Source organism: Pseudomonas lactis, assembly GCF_001439845.1.
Classification (GTDB): Bacteria; Pseudomonadota; Gammaproteobacteria; order Pseudomonadales; family Pseudomonadaceae; genus Aquipseudomonas; species Aquipseudomonas lactis.
Genome location: NZ_JYLO01000011.1, coordinates 299314 through 315460, shown reverse-complemented (window position 1 = coordinate 315460; position 16147 = coordinate 299314). Strand labels below are relative to the sequence as shown.

Genomic DNA, 16147 nt, shown 5'->3' with positions numbered 1-16147 from the left:
TCATGCTCATGCGTCAGCTTTTTTCGGGCTCGACCCAAACGATGCAAAACGCTTGTTGAACCCGGCAATCCGACCTTCGGCCTGGGTCTTGCGCTGCTGGCCGGTGTAGACCGGGTGCGAGGCGCTGGAGACGTCCAGCGGTATGTAGGGATAGGTGTTGCCGTCGCTGTGTTTATGGGTGCGATCACTGTCGGCGGTGGAACCGATGAGGAAGAACACGTCGGCGGCAGTGTCGTGGAACAGCACGGTGCGGTAGTCGGGGTGGATACCAGCTTTCATGAGGCCTCCGGGGCGTTTGGGCGCAGTTGATTTGTTATACAGTAACACAAAATCAAACAACCAAACGAGAACCTATTGCAATAAGAATAGATTGCGCCGATCTATGCCCCTAGGTATTGCGTCACGCTCCGCGATCAAACTGTGGGAGCGGGCTTGCTCGCGAAGGCGGGGCAGCCTACTCATGCCTACCTGACGGGCCGAGATCTTCTATAGATATTTATGGCCTTATGGGGCTTGCTGGAAATCCCTTTCCAAGAACCAAACCTGTCTCCCCTCCGATCTTAGCTGCCCGCCTTATTCAACACTGTCTTGACCAGCTCTGGCGTGGCCTCATTTTTTTTCACAGCACTGGCATACCCTTTTAAGACGCCCCAGATATCCCCCTGCGCAGCACTCTCGAGCGCCTGATCAAAACCATCGGCCCGGGTTTTGTCAAAACCATCCTTGGCCCCCTTGAGGGCCCCGACCAACCCCTGGTCTGCATCGCCGATGCCCAGAAGAATATTGCTGAGCCCAGGAATAAACCAGGTTCTCTTTCCAGCTTCGCCGGAAGCCCACTGCAGATTATCTTTGTTGGTGCCATCCGCCTTTACATGGGTGTCGCTGGTACTATCCAGACGGTGATGCTCACGCAAGGCTGAATAACCCTGCTCCGTAAAGTCTTTCCACATACCAGCCGGCGTACCGTGCCGGGCATCGCCGCTACGGGTAATGCCTTCAAGATCGCCATTGCCATGGGCCTTGCCTCGGTGTTTGCCGTCAGCCGATAAGGACGTATCGATATAGTTAAGTACCCGCGCCGCGTTGAAGGCGGCGTCCGCTCGTGCCTGCGGGTCTTTGTTATTGCTCGTCCAATCCCCCAGAAGCTTATAAGCCAATGGGCGATTGATATCTTTCTGATGACCGAGGTTTTTGAGGATCGGGTTGTCGTTGATAATTTGCTCGGCGGTACGGTTATCACCTGGTGGACGGCCAGTAGCCAACTCCGGCTTTCGACTCACATCCTGCTCAGGTTTCTCAATACCCTCCATTCTTTTATGTTCTCGGGCGATCTGCTCGCGCTGCGAGCCGGTTAACTGGCTTTTACCCCCGTCGTCACTGGAAGGCGCAGAACTCCAGACATTGGAAAAAATATTCGCTGTCGTTATCGATGCCGTCATAGGTAAGTTACTCACTCTTGCCGTTATAAATTCCGTCTTGATAAAAGTGTCCTTACTTTCCATTGCCCGGTCATAACCAGACGCCCAATGAATGGTGACGGGGGCGTAATAAGTTCCTCTATCAAGCTGATAGATATTTTTGTCTGTACAAAGACGCCGAAGTACAAAAAAGCGAAAGGGCGATCAATCCTTGTCCGTGCTTTATCGACAGGTGCAGAATGGGTGATCGACCTGAAGAGTCCGAACCCAAGGAAACTGTATGAGCCTGTCCTTGTTAAGCCGCTACGCTTTCTTCGCTGTGTGTGTCATTTTCACCCTCGCCAGCCTCCCCTTTATCGAACATGAATGGCTGTGGCCTATCACGATAGTCACCGGTGTACTCAGCCTGATCGGCATTGTCGACCTGCTGCAAAGCCCTCATGCGGTGCGCCGCAACTATCCGATCCTGGGCAATATCCGTTACCTGGTAGAAACCATCCGCCCGGAAATCCGCCAGTACCTGCTGGAGTCCGACAGCGACGCCCTGCCCTTCTCCCGCGCCCAGCGCTCGCTGGTGTATTCGCGCGCCAAGAACGAAACGGCGGACAAACCCTTCGGCACCCTGATTGACGTGTACCAGTCAGGCTTCGAATTTATCGGCCACTCCATGCGCCCTGCGCCACTGAGCGACCCCAGCAGCTTTCGCGTGATGGTCGGCGGCCCGCAGTGCACGCAGCCGTACTCGGCGTCGGTGTTCAATATCTCGGCGATGAGCTTTGGCTCATTGAGCGCCAACGCGATCCGCGCACTCAACCACGGCGCCAAGCTCGGCAACTTTGCCCACGACACCGGTGAAGGCAGCATCAGCCCCTACCATCGGGAACACGGCGGCGACCTCACCTGGGAACTGGGCAGCGGCTACTTCGGCTGCCGCACCAGCGACGGCCGCTTCGACCCCGAACGCTTCGCCGTGCAGGCCCAGAACCCGCAAGTGCGCATGATCGAAATCAAGATGAGCCAAGGCGCCAAACCTGGCCATGGCGGGATTCTGCCCAAGCACAAGGTCACCCAGGAAATCGCCGAAACTCGCGGCATCATGATGGGTGAAGACTGCATCTCGCCGTCGCGTCACAGCGCGTTTTCCACGCCGATCGAGCTGATGCAGTTCATCGCCCAGTTGCGTGAACTGTCCGGCGGCAAACCGGTGGGCTTCAAGTTCTGCTTAGGCCACCCGTGGGAATTCATGGGCATTGCCAAGGCCATGCTCGAAACCGGCATCCTGCCGGACTTTATCGTGGTCGACGGCAAGGAAGGCGGCACCGGCGCCGCGCCGGTGGAATTCACCGACCATATCGGCGTACCGCTGCGCGAAGGCCTGCTATTCGTGCACAACACCCTGGTGGGCCTGAACCTGCGCGACAAGATCAAGCTCGGCGCCAGCGGCAAGATCGTCAGCGCCTTCGACATCGCCAGCGTCCTGGCCATCGGCGCCGACTGGGCCAACTCGGCACGTGGTTTCATGTTCGCCATCGGCTGCATTCAGTCTCAGTCATGCCACACCAACAAATGCCCGACCGGCGTGGCGACTCAAGACCCGCTGCGTCAACGCGCCCTGGTGGTGCCGGACAAGGCCCAGCGCGTGTTCAACTTCCACCGCAACACGCTGCACGCCCTGGCAGAAATGCTCGCCGCCGCAGGGCTGGAGCATCCATCGCAATTGTCGGCCAAGCACTTGGTACGGCGCATGTCGGCGACTGAGATCAAGTTGTTTTCACAGCTGCATGTGTTCTTGAAGCCCGGCGAGTTGCTCACTGGGGAAGTGAACGGCGAGTTTTATTCGCGGATGTGGCAGATGGCGCGGGCGGATAGTTTTGAGCCCCATGAAATCGCAGCGGCCTGAAGGACACCTAGCATGTTGAAAGTCATCGCTGAAGATTTTATCAAGCCCGAACATCTTGAAACCGTGCGCCCGTGGTACGCCGAACTGGTGGAAAAAACCCGCCAGGAACCGCTGTGCATCGCCTACGATTTGTTTGTCGATCAAAAAGACCCTGGGCACTTCGTCTTTATCGAACAGTGGCCCGATCAGGCAGCGCTGGATGCGCATTGCCAGACCGAGCACTTCACCCGTTTGGTACCGCAGATCAATGCGTATCAGGCCAAACCGTGCAGGGTCTTGCTGATGGAGGCTTTCTGAGAATACCCCGCCTGTCTGAAACGGGCGCGCACTGTCAATTCTGACAGTAGATGATTTTGCTCTGATGCAAAACACTTGAAGGCATCAACCCTACCCATGGACGGGTGAACCATGCCTCTACATTTTGCTTCATTGCTGCTCGCCTGCCTCCCGCTACTGGCGCTAGCCCAGGACGATCCGGTTGAACGCTTGCTGGCGCAAATGACCCTTGAAGAAAAAATTGGTCAGCTCAGCCAACTTGGCATCCAGACTACGCCCACCGGCCCCGTCATTGATCAAGGCACGCAAACACAGATGCCCGTCACCCTGGTGGGGTCGGTACTGGGGGCGAGTACCGCGCAACAGACCCGCCAGTTGCAAGAACAGGTAGTCAACGGCTCTCGCCTGCATATTCCCTTGTTATTCGCCTATGACGTGTTGCATGGTTTTCGGACGGTGTTTCCAGTGCCCTTGGCGCAAGCCTCAGCGTGGGACCCGGACCTGGCACAACGAACCGCACGCGCGGCAGCCGTAGAAGCCACCGCCAGTGGCGTGCATTGGACCTTTGCGCCCATGGTCGACGTTACCCGTGACCCGCGTTGGGGACGCGTGGTGGAAGGCGCAGGTGAAGATCCGTTTCTGGGTTCTGCACTGGCCGCTGCCCTCGTGCATGGCTTTCAGGGCGCAGGTGCCCCTGACGTCTCGTCGATGCTCGCGACGGCAAAACATTTCGTGGCCTACGGCGCTGCCGAAGGCGGTCGAGACTATAACGTTGCCGACCTGTCGGAACGTACCTTGAGAGAAGTGTACTTACCTCCCTTCCAGGCCGCCGTCGCAGCCGGCGTCGATGCAATCATGCCGTCCTTCAACGAGGTGGCCGGCATTCCCATGCACCGCCATACCGCCCTGCTGACCGGTCTGTTGCGCAAACAATGGGGGTTTACCGGCTTGCTGGTCAGTGATTTCAATGCTGTCTGGGAACTGGGCCCACAAGGCATTGCCGCCACGGCGGCCGACACCGCACGGCTGGCATTCACTGCCGGGGTGGATATCGAGATGGCCAGTCAATCCTATCGCCAACACCTGCCGACGCTGGTGCGCAACGGTCAGGTATCGCGCAAAACTGTGGACGACGCCGTGCGTCGCGTACTCACGGCTAAGCAACGCCTGGGGCTGTTCGATGACCCCTATCGGTACAGCGACGAAGCCCGCGAGCGGGCCAGCCAGCTCACGCCCCAACACCGCGCCCTGGCTCGAGAAGCGGCGCAGAAATCCATCGTCTTACTGAAAAACAGCGGCACATTGCTGCCGCTTTCCAAACAGCCGGGCAAGGTCTTGGTTGTCGGCAGCCTCGCCTCGGACGCCAGCGCCACGATCGGCCCATGGGCCGGGGCCGGACGCGCCGAAGAGTCCGTCACTGTGCTGCAAGGTCTGCGCAATGCAGTCGCACCTGGCACCGAGATTGTTTACCTGCCCGGCGCCTCGCCCAGCAGCCCGCATATCCAAGATATCAAGCAGGTCGAACGTACTGCGCGTGAAAGCGACCTGCTCATCGCCGTGCTCGGAGAAACCGCAGAACAGAGCGGCGAAGCCCATAGTCGCGCCGAACTTGGCCTGCCGGGTGGGCAGAATGCGCTGCTAAGCACACTACTGAACACAGGAAAGCCGCTGGTCATCGTCCTGATGAACGGCCGCCCGCTGGTGCTCGATGAGTCAGTCCAACAAGCGCCCGCCTTACTCGAAACCTGGTTCCTGGGCAGCGAGACCGGGAATGCCGTGGCCGATGTGCTCTTTGGTGACGTAAACCCCAGCGGCAAGCTGCCAATGACGTTCCCACGTCATGTGGGCCAGATACCGATTTACTACGCGCATAAAAATACCGGCCGCCCACCCAGCGGTGATGGCAGTTACGCATCCGCCTACATTGATGTGCCCTGGCCCCCCCTGTATCCATTTGGCTTCGGCCTGAGCTACACCTCGTTCGTCTACTCCTCTCCTCGCCTGAGTAGCCCTCGACTGACCTCCACCCAGACGCTGGAGGTTGAAGTCACCGTCACCAATACGGGCAAACGCGCCGGTGATAAAATCGTCCAGTTGTACCTGCGCGATGATGTTGCCAGCGTCACTCGACCAGTGCGCCGATTACGGGGTTTTCGCAAAATTCATTTAGCACCGGGCGAAAGCCGCAGCGTGAGCTTTTCCCTGGGCCAACAGGACTTTGCCTTACTCGACGAGCATTGCTCGCCGAAGGTCGAGGCCGGCGGTTTTACCGTCTTCGTGGGGCCGGATTCGAAGACTACCAACCAGGCGCATTTCGAGGTGAGCGATACGCGCCGGTTGCCTATTGCGGGGCAGTCTGTCCCACCGGCGTTGCCCAACTGGGCTGCCGAGCGGTTGTCGATTGTTTGTTTACAGGCGAGAAATAGCGAAGCGACTTGAAGACTACCGCCTCAAAACATATGAGCCTGGCCAGTCAGCGGCGAGTTTATGCGGGCGTGGCCCATTGCGTGCGCAGTAAAACGCGCACCGTTTGTTCCTCGTTGAACAGTGGCACCACCAGCGAGATTTTCATTGTCCACGCTCGCGAAACACCACACAGTGCGACAGCAAAAAACCGCACACCAGGCTGACCAGCGAAAACACCAGCACGGTGACAATCCCTGGCATACGCAGATGGTCGCCCAACCATCCCACAGCCAGGCTCAAGCCGCCCATGCAGGTCATGAACAGCAAGTAGCGGCCCAAGGAAACGGGGCTATCAAACGTAAAGAGGGCATTGATGTAAAACGAGAACGACGCTGCCACACAGAACACCAACAAATTACTCAGCGCCTGATTCAACTCAAACCCTGTCCGGAACATGAAAAACAGCTGCCAATGGATCACCGTATTGGCGATACCAATCAGCGTGTAGCTGGAGAATCCTTTCCAGAGTCGAGTCATGCTTCAGTCCTGTGCGGCTACGCCAAGCAAGCCACGGCTGCCAAACGCCGTCTACTGTCAACCTTGACAGGTACCCCAAGCCCAATTGAGACATTCAGCAATACCCAGCCTTTGCAATTGCTTACAAATACCGCCAACCTGCGCCCGCCCGACGTGCGGCGACGCCCGCGCGCACCTATCGTCATTCAACTATTTGTTCAAGAGCCCGCTGCCATGCTGAACGGACGCGACCCGCGCATCGATTTTTTTCGGGGCCTGGCGTTGATCTTCATTTTCTGGGATCACGTGCCCCACAACCCCTTGGCCAATGTCACCGTGCAGAACTTCGGGTTCAGTGACGCCGCAGAAATCTTCGTGTTTCTGGCCGGCTACGCAGCCGTGCTGGCTTACGGCAAGATTCTGCAGCGCGATGGCTATCTCTTCGCCTGCCTGAAAATCCTGCGTCGGGTGTGGACGCTCTACGTGGCGCATATTTTCCTGTTGGCGCTGTTGATGGGCATCGTGATTTTCGCCAACAGCCATATCGAGACCCGCGACCTGGTGCAGGAGATGGGCCTGGAATATTTCCTCACCAATACCCAGCAGGCCTTGCAGGATGAACTGCTGCTGCGCTTCAAGCCCAACCTCACCGACCCGTTGCCCTTGTACATCGTGCTGATCCTGAGCCTGCCGCTCACCCTGCCGCTGCTGGTGTATGTGCCCAACGTGATGGTGGCGATCTCGGTGGCGGTGTACCTGCTGGCGCCCTGGCAGGGCTGGAATTTGCCCGCGAGCAACGGCGGGGTGTGGTACTTCAACCCCATCACCTGGCAATGCTTGTTCATCCTCGGCGGCGCAGCCGCGTTGCGCTCACCCAGCCCGGCCGAAGCGCGGCCGTTGCTGCGCCAACCCTTGTTTGTGGCCGCTGCGCTCTACGTGTTGGTGACCTGTGTGATCACCCTGTCGTGGCGCTGGCCCGAGGTGCATGACGCCTGGATGCCACGCGTCATTGGCGGATGGCTGTACCCCATCAGTAAAACCGACCTGTCGCCGGTGCGCCTGCTGCACTTCCTGGCCCTGGCCTACGTGACCGCCAAATTGCTCCCCGACGTCGGCTGGACAAAGCAGTGGCTGGCCCTGCAACTGGCGCGGATGGGGCGTTACTCCCTGGAAGTGTTTTGCCTGGGCGTGGTGCTGGCGCCACTGGCCGATATGCTCAATGCCATGGCGGGCGACAGCGTGGCGATCAAGTTATCCACCGCCTTGGCCGGTGCTGTGTTGATGGGCGTATTGGCCGCCTGGCTGGACCTGAACAAGCGCCTGGACCAACGCTACGCCAACCGCGCCGTCGTCGCGACTACATAGTTAGCGACGCCGCCGGACACCGGGATGGTTCCATTTGCCTTTGCACCCTACAGTCAAAGGAAATGGCGCCATGCCCACTCAGTTACGCCTCAACGGCTTATCCGGCAACCTGCAAGACAGCGAGTCCTGGAACCGGCAACAAGCCCTGGAGATGATCCGCCAGACCGTCACTCAAAGCCTGGCCAGCCTCACCCCGGAACAACAACGAACGTACCTAAGGCTGCAACGCGAGGCGCACGCCGCATTGACGGCGGTTGACAACGCAAACACCGCGTTGATCAATACCTTCAAGACTCAGGGCCTGGCACGCCTGGGCGAAAAGCTCGGCGGCCAGGACCCGGAAAAGGTCTTGCTGCACACCCGCTACTTGGAGCCGGTCACCCCGCCCCTGCCGTGGGAACCACGCAGCAGTAACGTCAACGATCAGCGCCAGGGGCGCTTTCGCCGCGCCTATGACGAATGGAAATACCGTCCTCATCTATCGACAATGTCCCTGTGGGAGGCCGCCTGCCTGAACTTCGGCTACGCCACCCAGACGCCTCAGACCTCCGGGCATACCTTCGTCGATGCCACCTACCTTTCCGGCAATGACGACCCAAGCCTGACTGTCGAAACCTTCGTCCAGATCACCCGCGAGCTGGACCTGGGAGGCGAACTGCAAGGCGTGCTCACCGCGCAACTGGGCAGCGGTGGCAGCCTGTACACCTTGCTGCGCACCAGCGCACGCGCCTGCCTGCGTTTCGAGGCCCTTGAGGCGTATCGAAACCGCAGCAGCAGCGGCCTGACCCTGGCCCTTTACCAGACGCTGACCCAGGCCATCGACAGCGACGAGCCCTATCCCTCAATCGAACGAATGGCGATGAGCAAACCCTCAGGCATATTTCCAGAGGTGACCCTTGCACCACCCGCCACCGCTGTGCCGCTGCCGCTGTTGCTGATTCCCGTGGGCAGCCTGGGGGTGGTTTCCTATTTCCCCTTCCGCCCCGAGGGAGCCCTGCGTTATCACCCCGATGCGAGCAGCGCCAATGCGCAGTTTGTGGCGCAACTCAAAGACAGTCATCGCAAGCACGACCTGGGATGGTTTGCTCGCCAGTTACCGCTGGTTGAACTCAACGAATTCAAGCGCCTGCTCCACGAGGAACAGCGCCCGCCAGGCTTGTCTGCCGCCGCTTCTTTCCTGTACGACAGCCTCCATTACCTGTTCCCGGAAAGCACCCTGAGCGACCTGCGCTTCAGTGCATTGCCCAAGCGCTCACGCCACGCTTCGCTGGTAAACACCTTGACCGGTTCGCTGGTTCAGCAGTTCCAGGCCAACCTGGCGACACTGGCTCAAAGCCGCGCAGACCGGGACGTGCAAGCTGTGATTGATGGCGCCGCAGCCATTGCCGCCGAAGTCCTGGAGCTATTGCTTACCCCCGTGCCGGGAGGCGTGACCGGCATGACCAGGATCATGCAGGTGGCAGTGTTCGGTAGCCTGGGCCACAGCATCATCCAAGGCGTGAACGAAGCGCTCAAGGGTGAGGCCGCCAACTTTGCCGCGGCCATGGGGGATGTCGCCGACCTGGCAGTCAACGGCCTGCTGACTTCCACCGCCGGCAGCATTCATCGCCGGCGCATGAACGCACTGCTCGACCATCTGGGCAACCCGCGCAAAGTGATACGCAGCGATGGCACTCACACGCTGTGGAAACCGGATATCAGCTCCTATGCAATCCTCGATCAGCACCTACTCGACGGCCAGGTAGCCAACACCCAAGGCATCTATTCGCTGCGGGAAAAACACTACGCATGGCTGCGGCACACCGAGCAAAAACATGTGGTGGAGGTTGGCTACGACAGCAGCCTCATGCGCTTCGTACTCAAGAATGATCATCGCGGCGGCTTCGCACCGCCCATCGTGTACGACCCACACTTGGGCGCGTGGACGCTGGACTTGAACAACGCACACACCCTGAGCAACGTACAGTTGGCCGAACGCATGTTGCCCAACGGCTCGACCGCCGTGCCCGCTCAAGCCATGGAGACTTTGCTGCGCAGCACAGCCACCACGCGCAGCACCCTGGATGCCATCTGGCAGGGCCAAGCCACGCCGGTCAACCTCGTCGAAGGGGTGCGCCGGTTGCAAGCCGACCGGGTGATCGAGCAGCTCATCACGCAGTTCCATCGCCGCGGACACATGCCGCCCCACGCCGACGGCGCGGTGTTGTGCCTGCTGACCCAATTGCCGGAATGGCCGACCGGCGCCTTGATCAACGTGCACACTGCCGACGGCTCGTTGAGCGAAACCTACGGCGCCATTGAACAGCACGCCCCGGCGACCACACTCATCAGCCTCAAGCGCCGTGACGATGGCACTTACACCGGCCTCGATGGGCGCCCTGATACCGATGAGCAACTGCTTGGACTGATCCTGCGCCAGCAACCACCGGGCTCCGTACTGGGCAAAGCTGGCAGCCCGCATTTGACTACCGCCCAGCGCACTGCGCGCCTGCGCGTGCAGATCAGCGCCCTGGTCCAGACACGACGCCTGGACCTGTTCCAGGCCCTGACTCGTTATGCCGGCTATGCCAGGCATGAAGTGCCAGTGGGCCAAGCGGCGCGCGACTTGCTACCTATCAAGGTGGCGCAGCCGTTGGTAATCGTCACGCCGCTGCTGCGCAAACTCCATGAGCTGTACCCACCGCTCACCCCGGCCAACGTTGCGCAACTGCTGGAACACCAACCGCTCACCCCATCGCAACAAACACGTTTCCTGCACGACGCCAGCCTGCCCACCGAGACCCGGCAACTGCTGGAACAACACCGCACTGCCTTGCGCATCGACGCCGCCATCGACGGCCTGTACCACCCACGCCCGTTCAACCCGGACAACGATCAATGGGCCAGGGAGTTCGCCTCAAGCCTGCTGCGCAAGTGGTTCAACCGCCACTTCGTAGTGACCGAAATGGTCAATGGCACGCCGCCCAATCGCTATGTCTCCAGCAGCCCGGACGACACCACCGTGGAGCTGCTGCATTACGGCGAGGGCCGCTACAAGGCGTACGACATGCGCAATGCCGGCTCCATTGCGGTGTCGCCGGCCATCGACAGTTTCTACCTGGCAATCGGTTCGGTGTTGCAACCCCATGAACGCACCCGCCTGGGCATGAATGCCGACACCGACGCCAAGGGCTTGCGTAAAACCCTGGGGGACCTGATGAGCGCGCAACGCAGCCCCGAAGGCTATGTCAGCCTGCTCAACGGCTCCCTGGGTCAATACGAACAATCTCTGGTGTTGCCGGCTGAACTCCAGGCCAATGCCGAGGGCATCTATGCGTGGCAGGATCAACAACTGATCAGCCTCTACGGCTCGTTGTATCCGATCACGTTTGACGAACAACGGCTCAAATGGCGACTCAAGCACCCCCAGAAAGTGGGGGTCGATACCCCGCTGCTCGAACATAACCGGCACGGCGCCTGGCGCTTGGCGAGCGAAGACCCGATGAGCTGGGATGATCACCGTTTGCTCTATCGTCTCGGGCCTGAAAACGCCCATGTCGACCAGCCCACCTCGGCGCGCATCCTCGCCATTACCGACACGCCGGCCCGAGCCCTGCGCGAGGTGCACAGTGCCGGCCTGCCGCCTCCGCCGCTGCTGGAGGACACCACCAAGCGCGTAGGCATCGAGCGGCAGATTTTGCATTTCATCCAGGCGATGACCACCGCATCGGCCCGCCATAACGCCCGGCCTACCCTGCAGTTGATGCTGTTGAGTTTACTGCCTGGCTGGCCCGACAGCCATGCGTTGCAAGTGGTGGATAAACGCAATCAGGTGCTGGTCCAGTACCCCGCCAAGGTCAAGGCCCCCGTGCAAATCATTCGTGTATCCCAAGGCAATGCGCGTGGCACCACGCCGATTTACGATGCGGCGCTCAACGACACCTTGGTTCAAGCACTGTTGGGGGAGCTGCCCGCCACCGTCGAAGAGCGCCAGTTCAAGCTGGCCAAACGCATCGCCGAATACGCCTATCGCGAAAGAGCCCAACTGTTCGAGCAGTTCTACGCGCAAAGCGAGCAGCCTGGCACGCTGCTGGAAACGCGCCTGAAACAGCATCATCCGCAACTGCCTGTGAGCGCCGTCCGAGCCATCCTCGGCCAGGCCACGATCAAGGAGCAACGCCAACTGCAGGACAAAAACCAGGTCGGCCTGCGCCTGGCTGAACAGGCGCGCCTGACCGCGCACGACCTGCGCTTGAACCGCGCCTACGAGGGCCTGTACCTGACCACTCTGATGAACCCCGACAGCGACACCATCACCTTGCATATGCTCAAGTCACTCAACGGCTGGCCTGCACAGTTGCGCCTGGACATCCACAAGGACACCGACACCGGGCGCCTGCTGGAAAGTGGCGGGCACCTCACCGGCACCGACCGCCGCGCCCTCATCCGGGTGGGTGGCCGTTATCGTGCCCTCGACCCGCAAGGCCGCACGCTCAACGATCCGGCCAACAGCACTGGCGACCTGCTGAGCGCCATTGTCCTGCTGCTGTCACCCAGCGAATGTACAGCGTTGGGCATGGCCGATCGGTTCGACCTGGCCACACTGCAATCACGCGTTGCAGACCTGGCGCTGAACCAACGCGTGGCGATCAAGCGGTTGCTCGACCTGCCCGCGATACCGCCATGGTTGCAACCGCCGATGAAGGTGGACAGCTCATTCGTGGCCTATCCACTTTCACTGCAAAACCTCTGGCCGTTCCGTGGCCCGAGGACTGCGGACCTGGTGCGTAAGGTACAAAAACTCTATCCCAGCTTCAGCGTGGAACAGGCCGAGCTATTGATCGAATCACTGGACTTGTCGGCCCCCGCCACCCTGCTGGAACTGGAGCGCCGCGAAGCCGAATACGCCACCCTGGACCACGGCCTGACGCGCTGGGCCGAAACCCTGCAGCCCATCGACGACCCGGCCACCGATCCTATGGGGTTGAACCTGGGGCGGCGGCGCTACCTGGCCCAGCATATCCGCCAAGCCTGGCGCCATGAAACCCCTAGATCGCGCAGCTATGATTTCTTCGAACGCCATTTCTTACATCTGCAATTGGAAGACAACAATCTGCCCGATGCTGATTTCATCCTCGGCACTCGAGGCTTTGAACACATCGAAGACCTGCACATCTCGGGCAATACATTCCCGGCGACCGGCAATGCCTTCCTCAGCCGCTTTGCCAACCTGCGTCAACTGAACATCGACTGCCTGCTCAGCGAGTTACCAACGCAAATAACCGAGATGCGCCATCTGGAAGTACTCAACCTGGGCGGCAACCACATCACCCTGGACGCAGACGCACGCCAACGCCTGGCGCAAATGACCTCGCTGCGCGAATTGAACCTGAACGACAACCCTCTGGGCCTGGCACCGGATGTCAGCGCCATGGACCAGTTGCGCATCCTTAACCTGCGCAATACCCAGATCGACCAGTGGCCCTTGGGAGCCGACGACAGGCCCGTCCTGAACCGCCTGTTACTCCAGGAAAACCGCCTGACGACCTTGCCGAACACGCTGTTCCAGCCCGGACGCAGAGTTCAGGTGAACCTGGATATCCAGTTGCATGACAACCCACTGGATGCCGAGACCCTCGCCCGCATCGGAGCGCACGCCAACCGTACCGCCGCCCTGGGTGGCCCTCTGCCAGGCATCACCCACCAACCGCCCCGCGAAGCAGACTTTGCCAATTGGCTGAGTGGCGTACCGGTTGAGCAACATGTGCAGCGCCGCACCCTGTGGGACCAATTGCTGTCTATCGAAGAGCCCAGCCCGGATGATGCGTTCCGGGTACTGCGGGATTTGACCCAGGCGTATGCCTACAGCAATACATCGGCACGCCCCGCCTTGACTGAAAGGGTCTGGAAGCTGCTGGAGGCGATGGGCAACTCCACGCAGTTGCGTAACGAAGTCTTCCTTAACACCTATTTGGCCGGCACCTGCGGCGACGGTGCGTTGCTGACGTTCATCGACATGGAAATCACCCACCTGCGCCACATCGCCAAGGTGCAGCCCGCCACGCTGCAAGCCAGTCGTGATTTGATGGATTTGGCCAACCGCGTGTTTTTCTTGCGTGAGCTGGATCAATTCGCCGACGCGCACATATTGGCGCTGCGTGCCGCCGGAAAAGAACCGGACGATGTGGAAGTCAAACTACACCTGCGCATCGCCCTGGCCGAGGAATTCAACTTGCCGATCGGGCCTGAGGAGATGCTGTACTCAGCAGAGCGATGGGTGAAGCCACAGGACATACGCCGCGCACGCCAGAAGCTGCAACGGCTAAAGGCCAGCGATGCGGCAATCAACGCGCTGATGACCGAGCCGTTCTGGATCGAGTTCATGGCCCGCCATTTACCCGAGCCCTTTGCAACGATCAGCGCCACGACGCGCCATAAGATCGAGAGGTTGAATCGGGAAGAGTCGGACCGACGCTCGGACCTTTATCTGGAGCGTCGCCAGGCCATCATCGATGAAGAAAAAGACGAGTTGGCGCGGCTGGTACGCCAACTGACCCTGGCCGTGCAGGCCGCAAAAACAACCTCCTGAAGGCCGAAACCGCCTGTCTTCCTGTAGGAGCGGGCTTGCCCGCGAAGGCGGTGTGTCAGCCACTGAATCTATGACTGAACTGCCGCTATCACAGGCAAGCCCGCACACATTTAGACGGAGCGGCTCGCGCCGCTGTTGGCGACGGCGGGCTGCAACTTGAACGCGTAGTACAACACGGTCAACAACACCAGAAACGCAGGCCCTACATACAGCGCCACACGGGTCTCGGGGAAGTACGCCATCAGGCCCACCACCAGCACCAGGAACGCCAGCGCCAGGTAGGAGCTGACTGGGTACAGCCACATGCGGTACTTGAGGCCCGCTTGCTCGGCCGGGCTCAGGCCTTTGCGGAATTTGAGCTGAGCCAGCAGGATCATCAGCCAGGTCCAGATCGCGCCGAAGGTGGCGATGGAGGTCACCCACACGAACACCTGGTCCGGCACCAGGTAGTTGAGCAGTACGCCCAGCAACAAGGCAAAGATCGACAACAGCAACGCTTTGCGTGGCACGCCGTTACTGGAGGTGGTGCCGAACGTCGCCGGCGCCTGGCCGTTCTGCGCCAGGCTGTAGAGCATGCGCCCGGTGCTGAAGATGCCGCCGTTGCAGGACGACAACGCGGCGGTGATCACCACGAAGTTGATAATGCCCGCAGCGGTCTTGATGCCCAGGCGCTCGAAGGTCATCACGAACGGGCTACCCTGGGTGCCGATTTCATTCCATGGGTAGATCGACAGGATCACGAACAACGCGCCCACATAGAACAGCAGGATGCGCCAGAACACCGAGCCGATGGCACTGGGAATGGTCTTCTGCGGGTTGCGCGCTTCACCGGCGGTGAGGCCGATCATCTCCACGCCCAGGTAGGCGAACATCACCATCTGCAACGACATCAACACGCCCTGCACGCCGTTGGGCATGAAGCCGCCGTGGGTCCAGAGGTTGGAAATGCCCAGTGCCACGCCGTCATTGCCGAAGCCGAAGGCGATGATGCCTGCGCCGCCGATCACCATCGCAATGATGGTGACGATCTTGATCAACGCGAACCAGAACTCGAACTCACCGAACGCCTTGACTGCGATGAGGTTGATGGTGCCCATGCTGATCAGCGCCGCCAGGGCCCAGATCCAGCGCGGCGTGTCGGGGAACCACACGCCCATGTACACCGCCACGGCGGTGATTTCCGCGACGCAGGTCACCAGCCACAGGAACCAGTAGTTCCAGCCGGTGAGAAAGCCAGCCAAGGGGCCCAGGTAGTCCTGGGCATAACGACTGAACGAACCGGCTACGGGGTTGTGCACCGCCATTTCACCGAGGGCGCGCATGATCACCAGGATCGCCAGGCCGCCAATGATGTACGAGAGCATGATGGCCGGGCCGGCCATTTCGATGGCCTTGGCCGAGCCCAGAAACAGGCCTACACCGATACAGGCGCCCAGGGCCATCAAGCGAATGTGGCGCTCGCCCAGTTCACGTTTGAGCGGGCCGCCTTGAGCGGTCTCGCCAGGGGGCAGTGGTTTGCCAACAGGCATAGGGATACAACCTCATTTTGTTATTGGATTTAGCCACCGAGTCTCAGGCGTATCAGCCGGTGGGCTCATACACCGGCCGGACCGGGCCTGCCTCGTGGGCAAACCCGCCTGGCGCGAATGCTCGGCCAGGACAGCGGGGCGTGCAGTATAAAAAGCTACCGATAGGGCT

General features: G+C 60.2%; 9 protein-coding genes. 5 read left to right on the top strand and 4 right to left on the bottom strand.

Annotated elements, in window-relative coordinates; translation table 11 throughout:
- Positions 1-6 precede the first annotated feature (6 nt).
- Together TX24_RS20915 and TX24_RS20910 are read right to left on the bottom strand one after the other, a co-directional pair.
- Positions 7-279: a type B 50S ribosomal protein L31 gene (locus TX24_RS20915; RefSeq protein ID WP_014717108.1), complete on the bottom strand. Its 273-nt coding sequence runs from the start codon at positions 277-279 to the stop codon at positions 7-9.
- Between the two features lie 281 nt (positions 280-560).
- Positions 561-1502 carry a hypothetical protein gene (locus tag TX24_RS20910; protein WP_186354418.1) on the bottom strand — a complete coding sequence of 314 codons (942 nt, stop codon included), beginning with the start codon at positions 1500-1502 and terminating at the stop codon, positions 561-563.
- A 196-nt stretch (positions 1503-1698) separates the two neighbouring features.
- Here TX24_RS20910 and TX24_RS20905 point away from each other — a divergent pair, with 196 nt between their 5' ends.
- From TX24_RS20905 to bglX, 3 genes are all read left to right on the top strand, one after another.
- On the top strand, positions 1699-3318 hold the full coding sequence (locus tag TX24_RS20905; RefSeq protein ID WP_057711005.1) for an FMN-binding glutamate synthase family protein: 1620 nt from the start codon (positions 1699-1701) through the stop codon (positions 3316-3318).
- 12 nt (positions 3319-3330) lie between these two features.
- Positions 3331-3615, top strand: a complete 285-nt coding sequence (locus TX24_RS20900; RefSeq protein WP_003188906.1) for a putative quinol monooxygenase — start codon at positions 3331-3333, stop codon at positions 3613-3615.
- 111 nt (positions 3616-3726) lie between these two features.
- On the top strand, positions 3727-6033 hold the full coding sequence (gene bglX, locus TX24_RS20895; protein WP_057711004.1) for a beta-glucosidase BglX: 2307 nt from the start codon (positions 3727-3729) through the stop codon (positions 6031-6033).
- A 129-nt stretch (positions 6034-6162) separates the two neighbouring features.
- Here the strand turns inward: bglX and TX24_RS20890 are convergent, their stop codons facing one another.
- Complete coding sequence (locus TX24_RS20890; protein WP_057711003.1) at positions 6163-6537, bottom strand: GtrA family protein; 375 nt, start codon at positions 6535-6537, stop codon at positions 6163-6165.
- Between the two features lie 213 nt (positions 6538-6750).
- Here TX24_RS20890 and TX24_RS20885 point away from each other — a divergent pair, with 213 nt between their 5' ends.
- Positions 6751-7881 (top strand): OpgC family protein, encoded by a 1131-nt coding sequence (locus TX24_RS20885; protein WP_034134325.1) that lies wholly within the window; start codon positions 6751-6753, stop codon positions 7879-7881.
- 70 nt (positions 7882-7951) lie between these two features.
- The gene (locus TX24_RS20880; protein ID WP_057711002.1) at positions 7952-14449 is read left to right on the top strand and encodes an NEL-type E3 ubiquitin ligase domain-containing protein; all 6498 of its coding nucleotides are present in this window, start codon (positions 7952-7954) and stop codon (positions 14447-14449) included.
- Positions 14450-14559: 110 nt separating this feature from the next.
- On the opposite strand, the gene TX24_RS20875 is transcribed toward TX24_RS20880, so the two are convergent.
- Positions 14560-15978 carry an amino acid permease gene (locus tag TX24_RS20875; RefSeq protein WP_057711001.1) on the bottom strand — a complete coding sequence of 473 codons (1419 nt, stop codon included), beginning with the start codon at positions 15976-15978 and terminating at the stop codon, positions 14560-14562.
- Positions 15979-16147: the final 169 nt, after the last annotated feature.

What these genes read in the sequence shown, in the direction of transcription:
- TX24_RS20915 (WP_014717108.1), bottom strand. Translation starts at nt 279, where the DNA reads ATGAAAGCTGGTATCCACCCCGACTACCGCACCGTGCTGTTCCACGAC.
- TX24_RS20910 (WP_186354418.1), bottom strand. Translation starts at nt 1,502, where the DNA reads ATGGAAAGTAAGGACACTTTTATCAAGACGGAATTTATAACGGCAAGA.
- TX24_RS20905 (WP_057711005.1), top strand. Translation starts at nt 1,699, where the DNA reads ATGAGCCTGTCCTTGTTAAGCCGCTACGCTTTCTTCGCTGTGTGTGTC.
- TX24_RS20900 (WP_003188906.1), top strand. Translation starts at nt 3,331, where the DNA reads ATGTTGAAAGTCATCGCTGAAGATTTTATCAAGCCCGAACATCTTGAA.
- bglX (WP_057711004.1), top strand. Translation starts at nt 3,727, where the DNA reads ATGCCTCTACATTTTGCTTCATTGCTGCTCGCCTGCCTCCCGCTACTG.
- TX24_RS20890 (WP_057711003.1), bottom strand. Translation starts at nt 6,537, where the DNA reads ATGACTCGACTCTGGAAAGGATTCTCCAGCTACACGCTGATTGGTATC.
- TX24_RS20885 (WP_034134325.1), top strand. Translation starts at nt 6,751, where the DNA reads ATGCTGAACGGACGCGACCCGCGCATCGATTTTTTTCGGGGCCTGGCG.
- TX24_RS20880 (WP_057711002.1), top strand. Translation starts at nt 7,952, where the DNA reads ATGCCCACTCAGTTACGCCTCAACGGCTTATCCGGCAACCTGCAAGAC.
- TX24_RS20875 (WP_057711001.1), bottom strand. Translation starts at nt 15,978, where the DNA reads ATGCCTGTTGGCAAACCACTGCCCCCTGGCGAGACCGCTCAAGGCGGC.